This window comes from Pseudomonas sp. NMI542_15 (assembly GCF_021283425.1).
Classification (GTDB): Bacteria; Pseudomonadota; Gammaproteobacteria; order Pseudomonadales; family Pseudomonadaceae; genus Aquipseudomonas; species Aquipseudomonas fortuita.
In genome coordinates this window covers 533,211-547,785 of the sequence record NZ_JAJSRO010000003.1, presented here as the reverse complement: position 1 = coordinate 547,785, position 14,575 = coordinate 533,211, and the positions used below count along the sequence as shown (strand labels likewise).

Below are 14,575 nucleotides of genomic sequence, written 5' to 3'. Positions count from 1 at the left end.
GTGCTGTAAATATTGAAGTCCAGTCTCAATAATTGCTGGGCGGTGACCCGACTCGGTGGTGCAGCGACAGTCACCATTTCCTTGATTATTATGAGGTGGTTCGCTTGAACATTTCCAAAGAAGTCAGAGATTTGATAGCGCCATCAGGCCGGTTGCGAGCAGCAATCAATGTTGGAAATCCGATCTTGGCGCGCCGAGAAGGGCCATCGACTGCATCTGGTGTATCGGTCGACCTTTCCCAAGAGCTGGCGAACCTGCTGGAAATCCCACTGGAAATTTGCATAGTTGATGCCGCACGTTTTCTGTTGAAAAAGTAATTTCCGGCGAGGTTGATGTCGGCTTCTTCGCAGTGGACCCTAAGCTCTACCTCAACACGTTCTACGACAACTACTTTGCCTTCGATTTGCCGCGAGGGATTCGTTTGGCGGGGGATCTGCCTGCATAGCAGTCGACCTCGGCAGGGCGGCTCTTGCTGCCGCTGGAGCAAGGCCACAACGGCGTCGAGGACTCCCGCCTGGCCGAAATGATCGCCGGTTATGTAGTCGCGCCCACCTCAGACGCCCGCCGAGCCTCCGCCACCGGCCGTCGAGGGAGTTACCACTGTTAGTCAGGGCTTGGCGGCGAGAATCATATTGACCGTCTGAGACTGGGACATCCAGGTAGCAGTTTGAATGCAACGATACCTAACGACTTTCTGGATCCTGGCGTAGTCCTGCGCGAGCTGGCGTGCGAAGATCGGCTCATGATGGGCAATACGGTTACGGAACTTCCGAATGGCTTCCAGTGCTGAGCGAATTTGTGAGCGCAGCTGGTAATATTGCAGGCCGGCCGGGGCATGGGGGAACAGGCGTTTGAGGTGGTTGTCCCACAGCCCATGATCATAACGGGCGGTAAACATCGACTCCCAGAAGGCAAAGCTCATTTCGGCGATCGCTTTGTCCGTCGAAGGGGGGTTGCCACCCGCGCTTTGTTCTGCTTTTTGTCGAGCCGCCAGCAGAGCTTGGCGGGGCTTGAAGACAGGGCCTGCTTGCTCAGGCAAACTCAAGAAGAAACCTTGGCTCCAGGGCCATTGCGCGCCATAGGTCGCGGTCAAGGCTTCCGAAACAGCATTGCGAACCACCACCTCACAGAAATGAAGGGGGTGGATGAAGGCGGCGGAAATCGCAGCATTCCAGGCGTACAGGTTGATGGCGGCGCTCAGCGGGGAAGGCTGGTTGTGGCAAGCGGCCAGGTAGGTGCCCATCCTTGGCATGGACAAGGCAGCCTGCTTGGCAAGATCAGGCGACATGAAAGACATGGTTATGAGCCGAAGTTGACGAAGGTGTCATTTAGCCATAGAATTAGGCCACTAACCACTTGGTTAGGAGTCAAACCTATAGCAGGATTGATTTCGCCGAGGGATGTACGACAGTACACACAAAGCCCACCGAAAGGTGGGTTTTGCGTTTGCGGCGTGCGAAAAATCAGAGGTAACGGAATAATCCTGCAATCGACGGAGCCGCCCTTGACCTTCGAAGCCCCCCAGAAAACCAATCCGCATAATCTGACGGTGAACCAGCACACCTTACCCCGCGCCAGCATCGCCCGCTTCGCGAATGAGAAAGGCGCAGTGCAGGTGCTGCGCAAAGCGACGGGTAAACGCTTTCATTTAAAACCGGCAGACCAGATCTTCTGCGCCCAGCGCGTTTGGGATCAACAAGCGGAAGGCGGCTTCATGAAGGGCATCGAGGATGACTTCCAGGCCTTGGCGAGCACTGTGCTCGATGATCCGGCCTTTCGTCTTGGCCCGCAGCACTTCGCCTTGATCAACGAGTTTTACTGCTTGTGGAACATCCGCGCGCAGTGGAAAAAGAACGAGCGGATGGCAGACCCGTCAATCACCAGTGTCAGCAGCGCCTTCGAGGTCATCGGGCTCCGCCACAATTTCACCCAGGATGAGCAGGAGCAGTTGGAGGCGGCGGGTATCGGCTATATTCGCCCCGACCTCACGATACCCAGTCGCACACTGGTGGCGCCGGCCATTCGCCTTAACCTTTCCGAAGCGGTCAGAAGGATGGATGGCGAAAGCTGGAAAATACTACGGGCAATGGAAGGGGAGTTCGTCGTGCCGGACAACTTTTTCAAATGGCTGATCGTGCCACTGTCGCCAACCGCCTGCCTTTGCGCTCATCCCGAGGTGACCCAGTCGAGGCTGCCCCCTGATGGCGTGGCCATCATCAACCGCCTCGCTATCGAGTCAAGCATCGACTACTACTTCGCCCGTGACCTGGACAAGTGCCCGCAGTGAGTTACACCTAGGCTATTATCTGATCAGTCTTCAAGGAGTGAGGCATGGGCAAAAAGCGCAACCAGGCTATGCGAGACGCGGCCAAGCAACTTCGCAGCTACAAGAAGAAGGGTATCGGCGCTGGCGGTCGCATCGGCCTCGGTCTGGAGTCATCGTTCAAGCCGAAGAAGGTCAAGCGTGACGACGTGGTGCTCGATGCCCAGACCACGGCACCGGCTAGCACTGACAAGTCAATCCTCTACGTGCCGGGCTGGTCGTTGAGCGAAGACCAATCTTAGATCGCAAGGGCTGCACGCAACTTATCTGGGCTGTCACTCGATGATCCGCATCGATGCAATATGGCTGGCCACCGAGCCGATAGACATGCGCGCCGGCACCGACACGGCACTGGGACGGGTGGTTGGGCATGATCCGTATCCTTAACCTAAGGGCGTCCTCATGCCGAACTTATATCCGCCTGTACCCAAGCGGGTTGAGCAACGGCATATATCGCCCGCGACATCAGTTACGGCTTCGACTTCGACTCTTCCGGTACAACCAGCTGCACAACCTCCACAGTGTCATTCCAGGCCGGATCATTCCACACGCAAAATTGGAAAAAGTTCGTCTGGATTACGACATTCGCTGCTCAGCCTTGCACGCGCTGCTCCCGCTAGCGCCTTGGTCGGATAGCTTGGATCCAGCCGAAGCTTTTCTTGATTATCGTAAATGTCAAACCCACCCGGCACTGTAACCGCGTAGAAGCGAGATCCTGATTGAATGGCCTACTTTTCTACCGGTACAGCAGGAACGATAACGAATCTTGGTTGCATGCTTTGCCTCCCCAAGCTTATACCTTAGTATTAGTCTGAGTATTGAATTTCATCAACATGACTCATAAAGCCGAATCAGTGACGTTGTGAGCACCTTTAGCTGATGTCTAGAGTCACGTCTCTATTAGTGGCGACGACCCGATTTCGCCCCACAGCGGCCACCAGTGGAAGGCAGCTCACTGCAAAATTATGCCGACCAGAACGGTGGGTATCGGTGTAGCCGTCTAGCCCGAAGCCTCTTCCGACGGCCAGAAATTCGGTTCGGCTTTCAAGTTCCAAGATCTGATCTGGACTGGGGCGAAAATCTGCGAAACCCAGCGGGTAGGTACCCTTTCGTTTCATCACTCCAACGCTGGGCTTCGACAATTCTACGCCTGTATCGATACGTCGCTCTGTTCTACAGCCATCAGATCTAAAGGCAGCAGGCGATCTATCTACATCCAAGGCTGGCACCGCGAGCATTGCGCCTAACTGAGCACCTGTGACAGCATCGCCCAAGTAACCTCAAGAGGTACCCGGTAGTGCCATTGGAAAATCAATCTTGTATAGGCACAGGCTTTAGCCGAGGGGGAGTTAAATAAATGACTTCCGGAGCGGGTTATCCTCTTCCAAAATACGGTATCGCATGGTGCCATTTGTTTATCGGGCGTAACTTTATTGTACAATTGGCGCCACACACTGCTTATTGCATGTTGAAGCTAATGGAAATTGGAAAATGGCAAAAAAAATAGATCACGATTCAATCGCTGAACATGCGCGTATCACCCAAGCAATCCTCAGTAATGCTTTTTTGAATGAGTTTGATAGGTCTCATAGTCTTTTTCAGGAGCCGTTTGGCGACAAGGGAGGCTTTAGAGTATATAAAGCTCTGTGCGTCGGTAGTTTTAGTTGGCAGCAACATATGGTTAATGACTATGCCAAAATGGTGGCCTTCCCAATTTTTTTTGACCTTTTGGATCTGCACGTAGATAAACGGTTTGGGTGTGCCAATTCGTATTTTGATGTAAAAGCTAAAATTATAAAAAACAATATAGACCCCTCACTGATATCTGATGCCTTCCTGCTTGAGCTTTATACTTTTTGTACAAGGTTGAGAAACAAAATGCTTCACCACAATATAGCTTATGAAGATGGAGGTTTAAGCTATGGAGCGGGCAAAATAAGAGTCAGTGATTTTAGAATAATCAATGAAATTATCTATCAGTATGTTGCGTATGGTTTTGAGGGGCGTCCTTGGTACAATCAAAATGCCATGTTATTTTTTCTTGATTATTTAATAGGCGGAGGAGGTGAAATTTCCGACAAGATAAATTCTCTGAAAGACTTCACAAGACTCTCAACTAGTCCTGAAAGATATAAGTGCTCTCTTCATAATAAGTACAAGCATGCCCCTGGCGATTATATATTAGATTTTATTTTTGTGCATGCAGGTGCTCTCTACGATCCAAAAAACTCAGAATGTCAGTTCCGAGTCACGCATCCAGATCCAGAAGAAAAGATTGCTATGGGTGGGCGCTACTACTTCATTGAGATGGAGGGCAAATGTTATTTGTTTCCCTCTGAACTGGTGATCAAGGAAAGAGAAGTGAAGTTTTCCGATCTTTCTCCTTGGATTTACGAGCCAAAAAAATAAAATCAAGATGTTGTGGATCTATAAACTGAAGAATTTGTATTGAGCTCTCGATGACCGGCTAAAATCCAACGCTGCGTCCCTATGCGGTTCGCGCGCGACTACGTTAAGTAAGCCATATATTTTCAGTATCCAAGGATGAGATAGACCATAGCCCTTTTCATTCGGAAGCCATTTTTTTTGGAGCACAAACCAGTGCCTGACACCTTTACGAGTCGAAGGTACGAGCCTGCTACTCGTTCAAGGTCATGAGCGAATGGATGAATAAATCTGAGCTTGGCTTGTTTTGGGATCAACACTTCTAGGCTGGAGTGCCGCCTTTCGATCCTAGCGCTCCTATTTGTTCAGAGTAAAAGGTTTAGCCGAGGAATTTGCTTGCCCCGGCTATTCTTGCCTATGCGGTGACCATCCATCGTCTGGCCACCTGACAAAGGATTTGAGCTAGAAACGCCATATCGTATTATAAGAAATTTCGGCGATATTATCTGTGCGGGATTGTGAGAGCGTTGGAGTCCATTCGGTTACTCCTTGTAACTCGGTAGGAATATCGTAACCAGCTTTCTCCAAAATCGAAAGTTTTTCGGAGATTTCCTTGGTTTTCAATGATCCGTTTAGTTTTTGATCTAAGAATATCAAATTCCCCAGCTGGCCGACATTTGTCTCCGTCCAGTCATTTACTAATGTTGACTGTGGATGTAGATGCTCAATAGTTAGTTCTTCCATGTCGCAGGGGTATTTATAGTTGTTGTGCTCCGAAACTCTGCGGAGAATATATCTGACCAAGTTTTTTTGCTTGGAGTTTGTGTTGGTATAGGCGGTGTCTCGAAACGCAACAACAAACTCATCATAAGATGGTCGGCGGTACCTGAGTTTGCTTACGAGCTCGTTGATTTCATCTCCAGCTTCTTGCGAATCCGTTGCCTCGAATAGTTTTCTCGCAAAGGAAGAGTACATCGCTGATATGCCGCCAGATGATCGAGATGATGTGACGGCTGTAAATAGGAAGTGGAATTTTTCAATTGCACTCAAGGTGTCTCTAAACTTGGAGAATTTTATTTTTCCATCTTTGTAAGCTCTCGTTAATGAGAGTACAGCGGGAGTTGGTTGCGATACCTTGAAAAGCTGTAGTGCGTTAAGGGATCTCGCAGCCTCAATTTCGTTCTTGTTCCATTCATAGGCGGGCTCATGAATGGATCGGTAAAGTTTGGCGTCGGATACCAGTGAGTCCAGATAATCTTTTGCGGTCTCTTTGGTGATTCGTTTTTTAATAACTGGGAATAGTTTCTTTAGTGGGACGGACTCATAACGTGAGGCCCAATAGTGATAGATGAACATGTCTGTGGACAGGTCTGCAGACGAATTGTGGATCGTTTCCAGAACCGAACCCCATTTCAGCTTTGCAACGTCTACTGTACCGCGGGCCTTCAAATGTTTTGTGAAGTGATTTTTGACTAGATCGCTAACGGAGAGATCTTTTCCTCGCGTATTGAGGGTTTCGAAAATTAGGTAGGCGTCATCTTCACTATCGAGCACTACGAATATTAAGTTCAGATTCAAGACGGTATCTCGAACTTCAGTGAGCTTATCGAACTTAGCTTTTGCTTTTGCAGATTCGAGAATCGTCGAGTCGCTATCTACGGAGCCCAATGCATCGTTGACCAAGCCAGTAAAAATCTTGTGAGCTCTTTTTAGGTTTTGCTCTTCCGCAAGTATTTCTGTGTCGAATTCTGGTGCCCCAAACTTTTGGATGTGCTCTTGAAAGTAGGGGAATGAGGTCTCGGTTTTGAGTACGAACTCATTTTTATTGTCCCGATCTTTCCTCTCAATCAGTTGGTGCAGGCCAATAGCGGAGTCGGGGTGGCCGAGATCGTTGAACGCATCTCTTAGCACGCAAAGCAGAATCGTAGTTGTTGTAAGCCTTTGTTGGCCGTCTACAACGCCGAAAGACTGCTTGGCACGTTTGTATACCACCATGGAACCGATGAAGTAGTCGTCACCTTTGTTAGCGATCAGATCGTTCCAAAAGTCATTTATGTTGTCATCATCCCACGAATAGGGCCGTTGGAAGCGCGGAATGTGAAAATAGCTCCCGTCCAGCAAGCTCTCAATATCCGTATCTTTTGATTCGATCTTCATCGGGTCACCAGTTAACCATGGCAGCTATTTTGCGAGAGCTAGAAGATAGCAGCAGCCTGAGAGCGGTGAAAGAGTGGCAGACTAGAGCAATGGCGCTGTGAAGCCCTGGTAGGCGACCACCCGTCGTAGGGACAGCGGTAAAATCCCTTCCGTGATCCGGGTCTTCATCACGTTCCGCCTGATGCCGCACTTGTTCCGGCTGTGGGCTTCTTCGATGTGTTGGGTGGCATAGGAGGCATCTGTTGATGCGCTTGTCTTCCGAGACCGGTGGCACTGGAAATACGTGGGTCTTGTACTTGGCTTAGACGGAGGGCGGTAACCAGCACTCCCTAGGCAACTCCAACATGGAAGGGGTAGAGACATGTCGACCTTATCCTTAGCAGGAAGCACCCACGCAATCAGCAGGCAGGACTTCGAGCAGGATCAACAATGGCCGGATACTCCACGAAATCGCCACTTGCTGGCTGCGTACGGGGTTGCTTGTGAAAAGTCATCCGTTTGCGCTGTTGCTGCACTGAACGCAGAGCGGGGAGGCTGGACTGACGTTGATCAGTACAAGGCCAAAGCTGCACACTGGGAGACAGTGGCGAACACTCTCGGGGCAGTGTTGAGCATGGAAATCGAGATGGGACGAGAAGAGATAATACTACCTGATCCTTGGCAGTAACCCGCAGGTGGTACACCTGAAGCCTTCCCGAGGTACAACATTAGGATCACCCAGTCGTGATCCGGGTGCTTCATAACGTTCTACGTGGTGCCGGACTTGTTCCGGACTGTGGCATCCTCGCTGCGTCTGATCATGGGCTATCTACCCGTGAGCGACCACCGAGACCACAGACCACCTACACCGCCAGCGATGGGGGTGGGGGGCGTACTGGGGCTCTTGCTGGTCGATCATGGGTAGTGCCCTTAGGGGCATCTTTAAAGGCGTCTCTATGCTGAACTACTTTCTCCATCCACACGGGAAGGTGAATCAGCCTGGCCAAGCCACGCCGAGCGGTCAGGTCTTCCCTAGTCGCATTGTTCCGAGTAGGTATTTACTGCATCGTCTTCTGAAAGCATAAATTCTTCAACCCAAGCCTGGGTTTCTGACTCCGTTCGCAGGTTCACCAGCGTCTGCATACCGTACGAAAGAGTCCCTGCGAGCTTGCCGCCCTCCAAAGGATCATCCCCCCGTACCATTCCAAGACTGCATACCCCTGCGATGCTGCCACGATGTAGTAGTCACAGCCTGACTTGTAGTAAGCCACGACACCAATCTCAGCATGAGCAGCTCCGCTACTCAACAACATCTGGGACACTGCAGCCATCACCACAACCCAAAGCGGTCGCCTCACTCGTCAATCTCTCTGGAAATCCCAGTCACTTTAGTTGAGCCACAAAGACGCGCTAGGTTGCCACAACGTTTCTTTTAATTTCCCGCATGTCGCCGGCCACGCTGTGGAAGGTGCAGCCATCAATGACCTGGGCCTGTGAAGGGCAATGCGCAGCTTTGGCGCCGGGGCGCAGCGGGTTCTCGATGGCGTAGGTGATGGCTTGCGTGACGGCGAATGCCTGCGAACCGAGGGTGGTGGCTAGAAAGACGATGGTGAGTTTCCGCGCATTGCAGTGCTTCCTTGTGTGCAAATGAATTTCATGCATTAAGGCATGCGTGGCAACTCATTAGGTCGTAGATCAAACACGAGCACTTCTGCATCACGGCCATTGGAGAGCTCGATCACCTTCTCTTTCCGCATCCGAACACCATCCCCTTCGCGGAGCAGCTGGCCATTCAGCTCGATGCGCCCACGCGCTACGTGCACGTAGGCATACGAAGCGTGCATTTGAAGGGGGTTCACCATCCTTATCTATGCCTTTTGACTGGCTAGAGGAAACCTGGAGATCAGGGCTTGCAATGACCCCTGATCGGCCCCTGACCAAGCCAGGTCCACTATATCGTTCAGTACGCGCTGGGTCGGAATGGGCCGAAGCGATTGCGCCGCATCCTCGTAGGTGTACACGTGAAGGCCTAGTGCAATCGCACGAGATACCTGCCTGTGCCAATAGAATTTGCCAACACCTTTTACAGCGTCCTCCGTCAGGAGGAGGTCGTATTCCTGAACGAGATACCTGAAAAGCACTTTCAGCGAAACATCCCGAAGCACTAGGGAATGACGCATGGCTGCCGATCGCCAGACCTGGTTTCGCGCAACGTATCGGCTACTGACTTTGGGAAAATGCAGGAGCGTGACCTTGTCGTAATAGGCCACTGTTTTTTCGGCATCGTCCACCAGGGCGATCTCGAACTCGTTGTCACCCGCCTTATCCAGCCGACGATCAACGCGGATCAGTCGGTATCTGGGCTCATCGCAGTAACCCATCTTCTCACTGATGTCGCGCACGGCGTCAGCCCCCGTAAGCACCGCGTAGAAAGCGGCATTATCTGCGGTGCGCGTGAGGAGACTTGTAAGAGCAGTGTGCTCTCGGGCGACAAGGGGCATGGCGGCGTCTCGCTGAGAGCTAATTCCAGTTATTAAAGCTATCGGAAACGCAAAGCCTCTACAAAGGCTCGTGACGAACACAATCACGGCGCTGTTCACAGGTTGAGGTTTCTGGAGGCATTCACCTGGTCGTAGGTGCAGACTAGAATTTAGACCATCCTCCCTTGTTACCCCTTTAGAAAATGCACGGTTCCGCCCCCTCACGGGGGCTATTGGAATGGACCTCTTGAGCTTTCCTAAGGTGTGAACTGAGATCTTAGTCGGCTTGTGACAACGTTTATTGTTTTCAGTGGGGCCGTTTTTTTGGGTTTTCGTCGATTTTGTGACAACCTTTTTTGTGCGGCTTCGCTACGTGAAGCGCCGCCAGCCCGCGTAATTGGGGTGGGGCTGTGACAATCTTTATTGTTTCCAGACAAAAAAGTGGTTTTGTTGAATTAAAACGGTTTTCGAAGAATTAAAACTGTCGCCGGTAGAGGGGGAAGCGCTTGCTCCCCTTCATCGAGCGGTTACACCAGCCTCCCCGCGTGACCCCTCCCTACCTGATACTGGCGTTTTGACATGCACCTCTCGATTCTGCCTGATGAAACTCTTCCGTCATATGTGAGAAGGAACCTGCTGCTCCTTTGGGCCGAGCCCAAGGCAGAGATCTTCGAAGCCCTGCGTACCCGTCATGTGATAAAGACGGCCGAAGTGAGAAGGCTCGCAGCAGCCATCGGCTGGCCTGGGTGCTATGGTTTCAATCGACTTGTTCACAATCACACGCTGAACGCAGCGTTCCACGTCATCAAAAGTGACTGGGATTTTGCCTACTCAGGCACTCAGTACCTTTCTGAGGGGGAGCACTTCAGTGAATGGGATGCTTCCTTCTGCCCTGAATGCGTTAGGGAAGACCTCAAGATCCATGGGTTTTCATACTGGAGGCGCTATGGCGCGTCAAAGGTGTCGGTGTGCCCCAAGCACAACGCTGTCTTGCTTAGGGATTGTCCTTTTTGCGGTAAGTTGTTCACTCGCATAGATCATGACCTTGATGTGATGTGGCGCACTTGCGGCGGCCGGCATCTCGCCGAAGCTGAAGTTGTTGCTAACCACGACCCATTGGCGCTCAAGCGTGCTGAGGTGTACCAGCGATTGTGCAGGTCGCCCCATATCATCTCTGGTTTGCATGCCGCCAAGGTGCTGCTGGATAAGGCTACCGCTTTGAGCCCGCAGCTCAGTGGCGAGGAAAGGTCAAAAATGCAGGCGATAGCCTCGACCATGAGCGATCTTGTAAAGGGGTTCGCCGATGTGCCATCACCGAGCCTTGAAAGTCGAGCTGGGACCATCACAGCATTATTCATTCATGCTGTCGTGGCGCTCTATGACAGCTATGACGATTTCGAACGTGAATTAATGTCCCTAGCGGGGAGCGCTCGATGCACTGATTCGCTTTGGAGCAGCTATCGGATAGAGGACACAAAGTATGTCCACTTTGTAGAAGAAGACTATGTCCAGGGTTTGGGGGTTTGGTCCACCCCGCGCATTGTGTTGGATGACGTGGTAGTCCAGGTAGGTTGGCCTTGGCCTACATCCAAGCACTATCCCTGCTGCAACACCCCGCTGTCCATTCATGAAGGATCATCGCAGCGGAATACCACCGTCGCTGCTTCGCCAAGCATTCCCAAGATCGGTTTAGCAAAAGCGCGAGCTGTCGGGATCATAAAATAGACGCCGCAAGCCTTCACCCGCTGCGACGCCTAGTGCAGGCAGCCAATGTTCTACACTCGAATCGGTACGCGAACAGGTAGAGGAGTATGGACCCAGTTGCACTGGCTCAGCGCTTTGAGTCCTGCCGCGCGTACCTTTGGATCTCTATCCAGTGATCGCAAAGTTACGATTATGTTGACCGGCAACGCCTCTGTTAGCTCGGGTTCGTATGCACGTAGTCGAGCCTTTGCCTGTAATCCCCATTGCAGGACCGCTGTGCCGTTGGGGAATTTTGCCCTATGCACCTTCACTGGCGACCACTTACCTCCAGCGGAAATTTGAGCGATCTCATATCCGCTCTGGCCTTCATCGCTGTCCATTGGAACCATGCCTTGGATGGTATCTCCCGTTATCGCACCGAAGCTCAACTCAACGTTAGCGCGCACATATTCGCTGCCCGAGTTGGGGTCCAGTGGGGGGGCATATGCCGCCGTGATGATCACCTCGCCCCGAAATTTTCCGTCCTCAATCAAAACATCTGGGATCGGATAAGGTGTTTTCCGCCAGCGCATGTTGCCCGGTACCAGATTCGCCTGGAAAACGAGGGTGAAACTGTCGTCTGAATCGTAAAGGGCTTTGAGTACGTCTTCAGGGCGGCCTGCACCTAGATATCGGCGATGGTAAGAATCGTAATCAGGCGAAGAGAGTTGCGCTGCATGGATCATTAATGCCTTGACCAACGAAGGCGACGGATTTAGCGATGGACGCCCAGCCACAGCTTGCCATGCGTGGGCTGCCATGCACGATGCGAGGGGGGCCGCGTAACTCGTACCAAAACCCAAGCGCAGCTGATTGTCGGGCCACAAGACTTTGAGGCTAGCCGAGCCGGCGTTCCACGGAGCATGTACTCCTCCGCCCACATGCGTGATGTCTGGTTTCGGAGTGAAGACAGGGCCAGGACCACAACGCGAGTAAGGTGCCGGGTGGCCAATAGCGCTGAGCGCGCCCGCAGCATCAATGTGGGAGATAGAACCCACAGTTAATGCACGAACCGACTCCCCTGGACTCGAAATACGGTCAGCTAGCGTCGAAAACTTTTGCCATTCACGCCGAGGGAGGTCGTTGTAGTTGCCGGCAGCTACTACGAAGAGAACCTGGTACTTATCGCTGAGTTGGTCCAACGCCATGGCAATGTCACTGAATTGGCTGTCGTCGCAAGCCTCACCACCAATCGATATGTTCCATACCTTCACATCCGGGCGCTTTTTCACGGCCGACTGAAGCCGCAGCTCCAGATCGGACATGTAAGAGCCAGAAACTTCCAACGCACAGACGTCGTGTACGTATGCTGGCGTTGTTGGGATCCAAGCGTGCTTATCGTTGAAGAATGCCCCTCCGGCGACCAGAGAGGCTACCGCTGTTCCATGCTCATAATTGGTGTCTGGAGGTAGGACGTAGGGGTCTCTCGATTTGACGAAGTGCTCAATCAGCTTCGCATCCGAGCTCACACCGGAGTCGAAGACGGCCACCGTGGGCAGCGTGACGGGTTGTGGAGTTGGCTGAGCTTGGGTGGCTACCGCGCCGCTCATAGGCATTTGGACAGTTGTAACGGGAAGGAAAAGCTTTTCCGCGTAAATTGTTCGAATGCCAGGGAAATCCAGTATCTGCTCAAGAGCATCGTCTTGGATCTTGTCCAGGTCTCGAATGCCAAATATCGGCAGGCCACGTCCTTGGTCGATTTGGACGAACGGCAGCGATAGGGACTTCAAAATCCGCACTAAGGTCTCGTAATTGAACGCGTTGAAGCTGCCCTGTTGGTACTGGAAGAGTCGCAAAACGGCACGACCATTTTCCAGGAGCCGGTGGCTTCCTTCCGGGTTTCGTCGTTGGCGATCCCAAGGCTCAATGGATTCGATCACACTCAGTTGGGATCGAATTTTCTTGGTGTCGCGGTGCAGGATCACACGATCAAACACGTCCAGACTGTTGGCAGAGGCCCCAACGAGCATCTCGTCAATCTGACCATGGCCAGCCGGCTGTAGCTTCGCTTCCTCTGCGACCAAGATGGGGCGGTGGGTTTTTGCGATTCCCTTTTCCCGCAGCTTGAGTACCAGGTGCGTCAAAGCTTGGGGATGAAGCACCTGCTCGCGGGAGAGCGCCGATGAAGCACCTGCGAGTGTTCTTGAAAGTGCCTGACGGTAAGCGGCGTTGACCTCTACGAGCTCTTTGCCACCACCGCCACCGCCACCCTCAATTGACGAGAGATCCCCAGGCTGGAACGGGACATGTATGAACGGATTCTCAACCCTCGCATTCAACAGCGGTTGCGCGGACGTGTTCTTGCGGGCCACTACTGGTCTCCTCCTTGAGGATCTTCGTGATTTGCCTAGTCGACAGGTCGTACAGCCTTCCCAATGTTCTCAGGGAAAAGTACTTTGGTGCCCATCCATTAAGCCACCGAACTTCTGACTCGACAGTAGATAGCACTCGGCCACCAGTAAGTGCAAGATTTAAACCTAGGCGTCGGATGAGTTGGTTTTCATCGACGCTTGATGCGTTCGACAAAACAGCCCCGCGCTTGGTATCGAGGCAGACCTGTTCAATGTTTGCCCCTGTGATTCCGTCAGACAGCTGAGCCAGGACATCCAGATCCAACTGCTCGGCGCTAAACGGCTCCAGGTATTGTTTCCACAGCATTCGGCGCAATGCCAGATCAGGCTCAGCCATAGGAATTCGGAAACTGAAACGGCGCCAGATGGCTGGGTCCAGCAACTGATCGTGATTGGTTGCAGCGACCAGAATGGTGCTTTCTGGGATGGCGTCTATGTTCTGCAGCAGTGCGATCACCACTCGCTGGAGCTCCCCGACGTCACGCTCGTTCCCCCGAGCCCCCGCTAAGGCATCGAACTCATCTAGGAACAGTACACAGGGGCGCTGCTGGGAGTACTCAAACACCCTACGGAGGTTCCGGCTGGTCTGTCCCAGCAGACTACTCACAAGCGTGTCGCACCGGACCGTTAGCAGTGGCAATTCAAGGTGGCCGGCGATATACCGGGCAAGCTTAGTTTTTCCCGTACCGGGCGGGCCGTATGCCAGCAAGCGGCTCGGCATGGCAGCGCCCACGCGTGCAAGGTCGTCGTATCGGCGGATATTTGACAGAAACTCCTGGATTCGATTCTCGACAGCACTGGGCAGCAGCAACGAGCCTTTATCAAGCGCAGGGGTGCTTACGTCCACCGTATGCAGATGGCTTTCACCATCTGTAGGCAGGTTCGAGAAGCTGAAACCATGGGCAGCATCTTGGGCACTGGCTAGCGCTGCAGGAGCCCTTGCAAGGCGCTCTCTGATCATTCGGGCTTGTCGTTTGTCGCCGTCACTCTCCAGTTTGTCTGCCAGGAGGCCGGCATAATTCGAGGCCATGCTGGCATTCGCCTTGAGAGCTCCGTCCAGGATCTTCAAGATTTCTGAGAGGTATTCCACGGGATGATTCGCTCAAAGGGTTATCTGTTTCGGATTTCGGCGTGAGTGTAGCGTATCTGGTCAAAAT

The 14,575-nt window shown here is 52.5% G+C and carries 12 protein-coding genes and 1 pseudogene; 5 read left to right on the top strand and 8 right to left on the bottom strand.

Annotation, left to right across the window (positions count from 1 at the left end):
- Window positions 1-104: 104 nt before the first annotated feature.
- Complete coding sequence (locus tag LU684_RS08515; RefSeq protein WP_141745126.1) at window positions 105-317, top strand: hypothetical protein; 213 nt, start codon at window positions 105-107, stop codon at window positions 315-317.
- A gap of 290 nt (window positions 318-607) precedes the next feature.
- Here LU684_RS08515 and LU684_RS08510 read toward each other — a convergent pair whose 3' ends face one another.
- The gene (locus tag LU684_RS08510) at window positions 608-1,288 is read right to left on the bottom strand and encodes an Abi family protein (protein ID WP_051564722.1); all 681 of its coding nucleotides are present in this window, start codon (window positions 1,286-1,288) and stop codon (window positions 608-610) included.
- 216 nt (window positions 1,289-1,504) lie between these two features.
- Here LU684_RS08510 and LU684_RS08505 point away from each other — a divergent pair, with 216 nt between their 5' ends.
- Complete coding sequence (locus tag LU684_RS08505) at window positions 1,505-2,287, top strand: DUF4238 domain-containing protein (protein WP_028700094.1); 783 nt, start codon at window positions 1,505-1,507, stop codon at window positions 2,285-2,287.
- A gap of 44 nt (window positions 2,288-2,331) precedes the next feature.
- Window positions 2,332-2,565, top strand: a complete 234-nt coding sequence (locus tag LU684_RS08500) for a hypothetical protein (protein WP_028700093.1) — start codon at window positions 2,332-2,334, stop codon at window positions 2,563-2,565.
- Window positions 2,566-2,862: 297 nt separating this feature from the next.
- Here the strand turns inward: LU684_RS08500 and LU684_RS08495 are convergent, their stop codons facing one another.
- A complete protein-coding gene (locus LU684_RS08495; protein WP_232894460.1) occupies window positions 2,863-3,048 on the bottom strand; it encodes a hypothetical protein in 186 nt (61 codons plus the stop codon).
- A gap of 766 nt (window positions 3,049-3,814) precedes the next feature.
- Between LU684_RS08495 and LU684_RS08490 the strand changes: the two genes are divergently transcribed.
- A complete protein-coding gene (locus tag LU684_RS08490; protein ID WP_197888188.1) occupies window positions 3,815-4,732 on the top strand; it encodes a hypothetical protein in 918 nt (305 codons plus the stop codon).
- A gap of 438 nt (window positions 4,733-5,170) precedes the next feature.
- Here the strand turns inward: LU684_RS08490 and LU684_RS08485 are convergent, their stop codons facing one another.
- The 4 genes and pseudogenes from LU684_RS08485 to LU684_RS08470 all read right to left on the bottom strand — a co-directional run bounded on the left by LU684_RS08485 (window position 5,171) and on the right by LU684_RS08470 (window position 9,345).
- Window positions 5,171-6,865 (bottom strand): DUF262 domain-containing protein, encoded by a 1,695-nt coding sequence (locus LU684_RS08485; RefSeq protein WP_232894455.1) that lies wholly within the window; start codon window positions 6,863-6,865, stop codon window positions 5,171-5,173.
- A gap of 1,389 nt (window positions 6,866-8,254) precedes the next feature.
- Complete coding sequence (locus tag LU684_RS08480; protein ID WP_197888186.1) at window positions 8,255-8,506, bottom strand: hypothetical protein; 252 nt, start codon at window positions 8,504-8,506, stop codon at window positions 8,255-8,257.
- Window positions 8,506-8,676: pseudogene (locus tag LU684_RS08475) on the bottom strand (pirin family protein); the annotation flags it as partial. The gene LU684_RS08480 and the pseudogene LU684_RS08475, both read right to left, overlap by 1 nt.
- Before the next feature lie 36 nt (window positions 8,677-8,712).
- Window positions 8,713-9,345 (bottom strand): hypothetical protein, encoded by a 633-nt coding sequence (locus LU684_RS08470; protein WP_197888184.1) that lies wholly within the window; start codon window positions 9,343-9,345, stop codon window positions 8,713-8,715.
- Window positions 9,346-9,903: 558 nt separating this feature from the next.
- Between LU684_RS08470 and LU684_RS08465 the strand changes: the two genes are divergently transcribed.
- A complete protein-coding gene (locus LU684_RS08465; protein WP_095116334.1) occupies window positions 9,904-11,049 on the top strand; it encodes a TniQ family protein in 1,146 nt (381 codons plus the stop codon).
- A gap of 50 nt (window positions 11,050-11,099) precedes the next feature.
- Here LU684_RS08465 and iteS read toward each other — a convergent pair whose 3' ends face one another.
- Window positions 11,100-13,379 (bottom strand): S8 family anti-phage peptidase IteS, encoded by a 2,280-nt coding sequence (iteS, locus tag LU684_RS08460; RefSeq protein ID WP_095116332.1) that lies wholly within the window; start codon window positions 13,377-13,379, stop codon window positions 11,100-11,102.
- Window positions 13,330-14,508, bottom strand: coding sequence for an anti-phage ATPase IteA (gene iteA / locus LU684_RS08455; RefSeq protein ID WP_095116330.1), 1,179 nt, complete (start codon window positions 14,506-14,508; stop codon window positions 13,330-13,332). The genes iteS and iteA overlap by 50 nt, the downstream gene beginning before the upstream one ends.
- Window positions 14,509-14,575 lie beyond the last annotated feature (67 nt).

What these genes read in the sequence shown, in the direction of transcription:
- LU684_RS08490 (WP_197888188.1), top strand. Translation starts at nt 3,815, where the DNA reads ATGGCAAAAAAAATAGATCACGATTCAATCGCTGAACATGCGCGTATC.
- LU684_RS08470 (WP_197888184.1), bottom strand. Translation starts at nt 9,345, where the DNA reads ATGCCCCTTGTCGCCCGAGAGCACACTGCTCTTACAAGTCTCCTCACG.
- LU684_RS08500 (WP_028700093.1), top strand. Translation starts at nt 2,332, where the DNA reads ATGGGCAAAAAGCGCAACCAGGCTATGCGAGACGCGGCCAAGCAACTT.
- LU684_RS08485 (WP_232894455.1), bottom strand. Translation starts at nt 6,865, where the DNA reads ATGAAGATCGAATCAAAAGATACGGATATTGAGAGCTTGCTGGACGGG.
- LU684_RS08510 (WP_051564722.1), bottom strand. Translation starts at nt 1,288, where the DNA reads ATGTCGCCTGATCTTGCCAAGCAGGCTGCCTTGTCCATGCCAAGGATG.
- LU684_RS08465 (WP_095116334.1), top strand. Translation starts at nt 9,904, where the DNA reads ATGCACCTCTCGATTCTGCCTGATGAAACTCTTCCGTCATATGTGAGA.
- LU684_RS08480 (WP_197888186.1), bottom strand. Translation starts at nt 8,506, where the DNA reads ATGCATGAAATTCATTTGCACACAAGGAAGCACTGCAATGCGCGGAAA.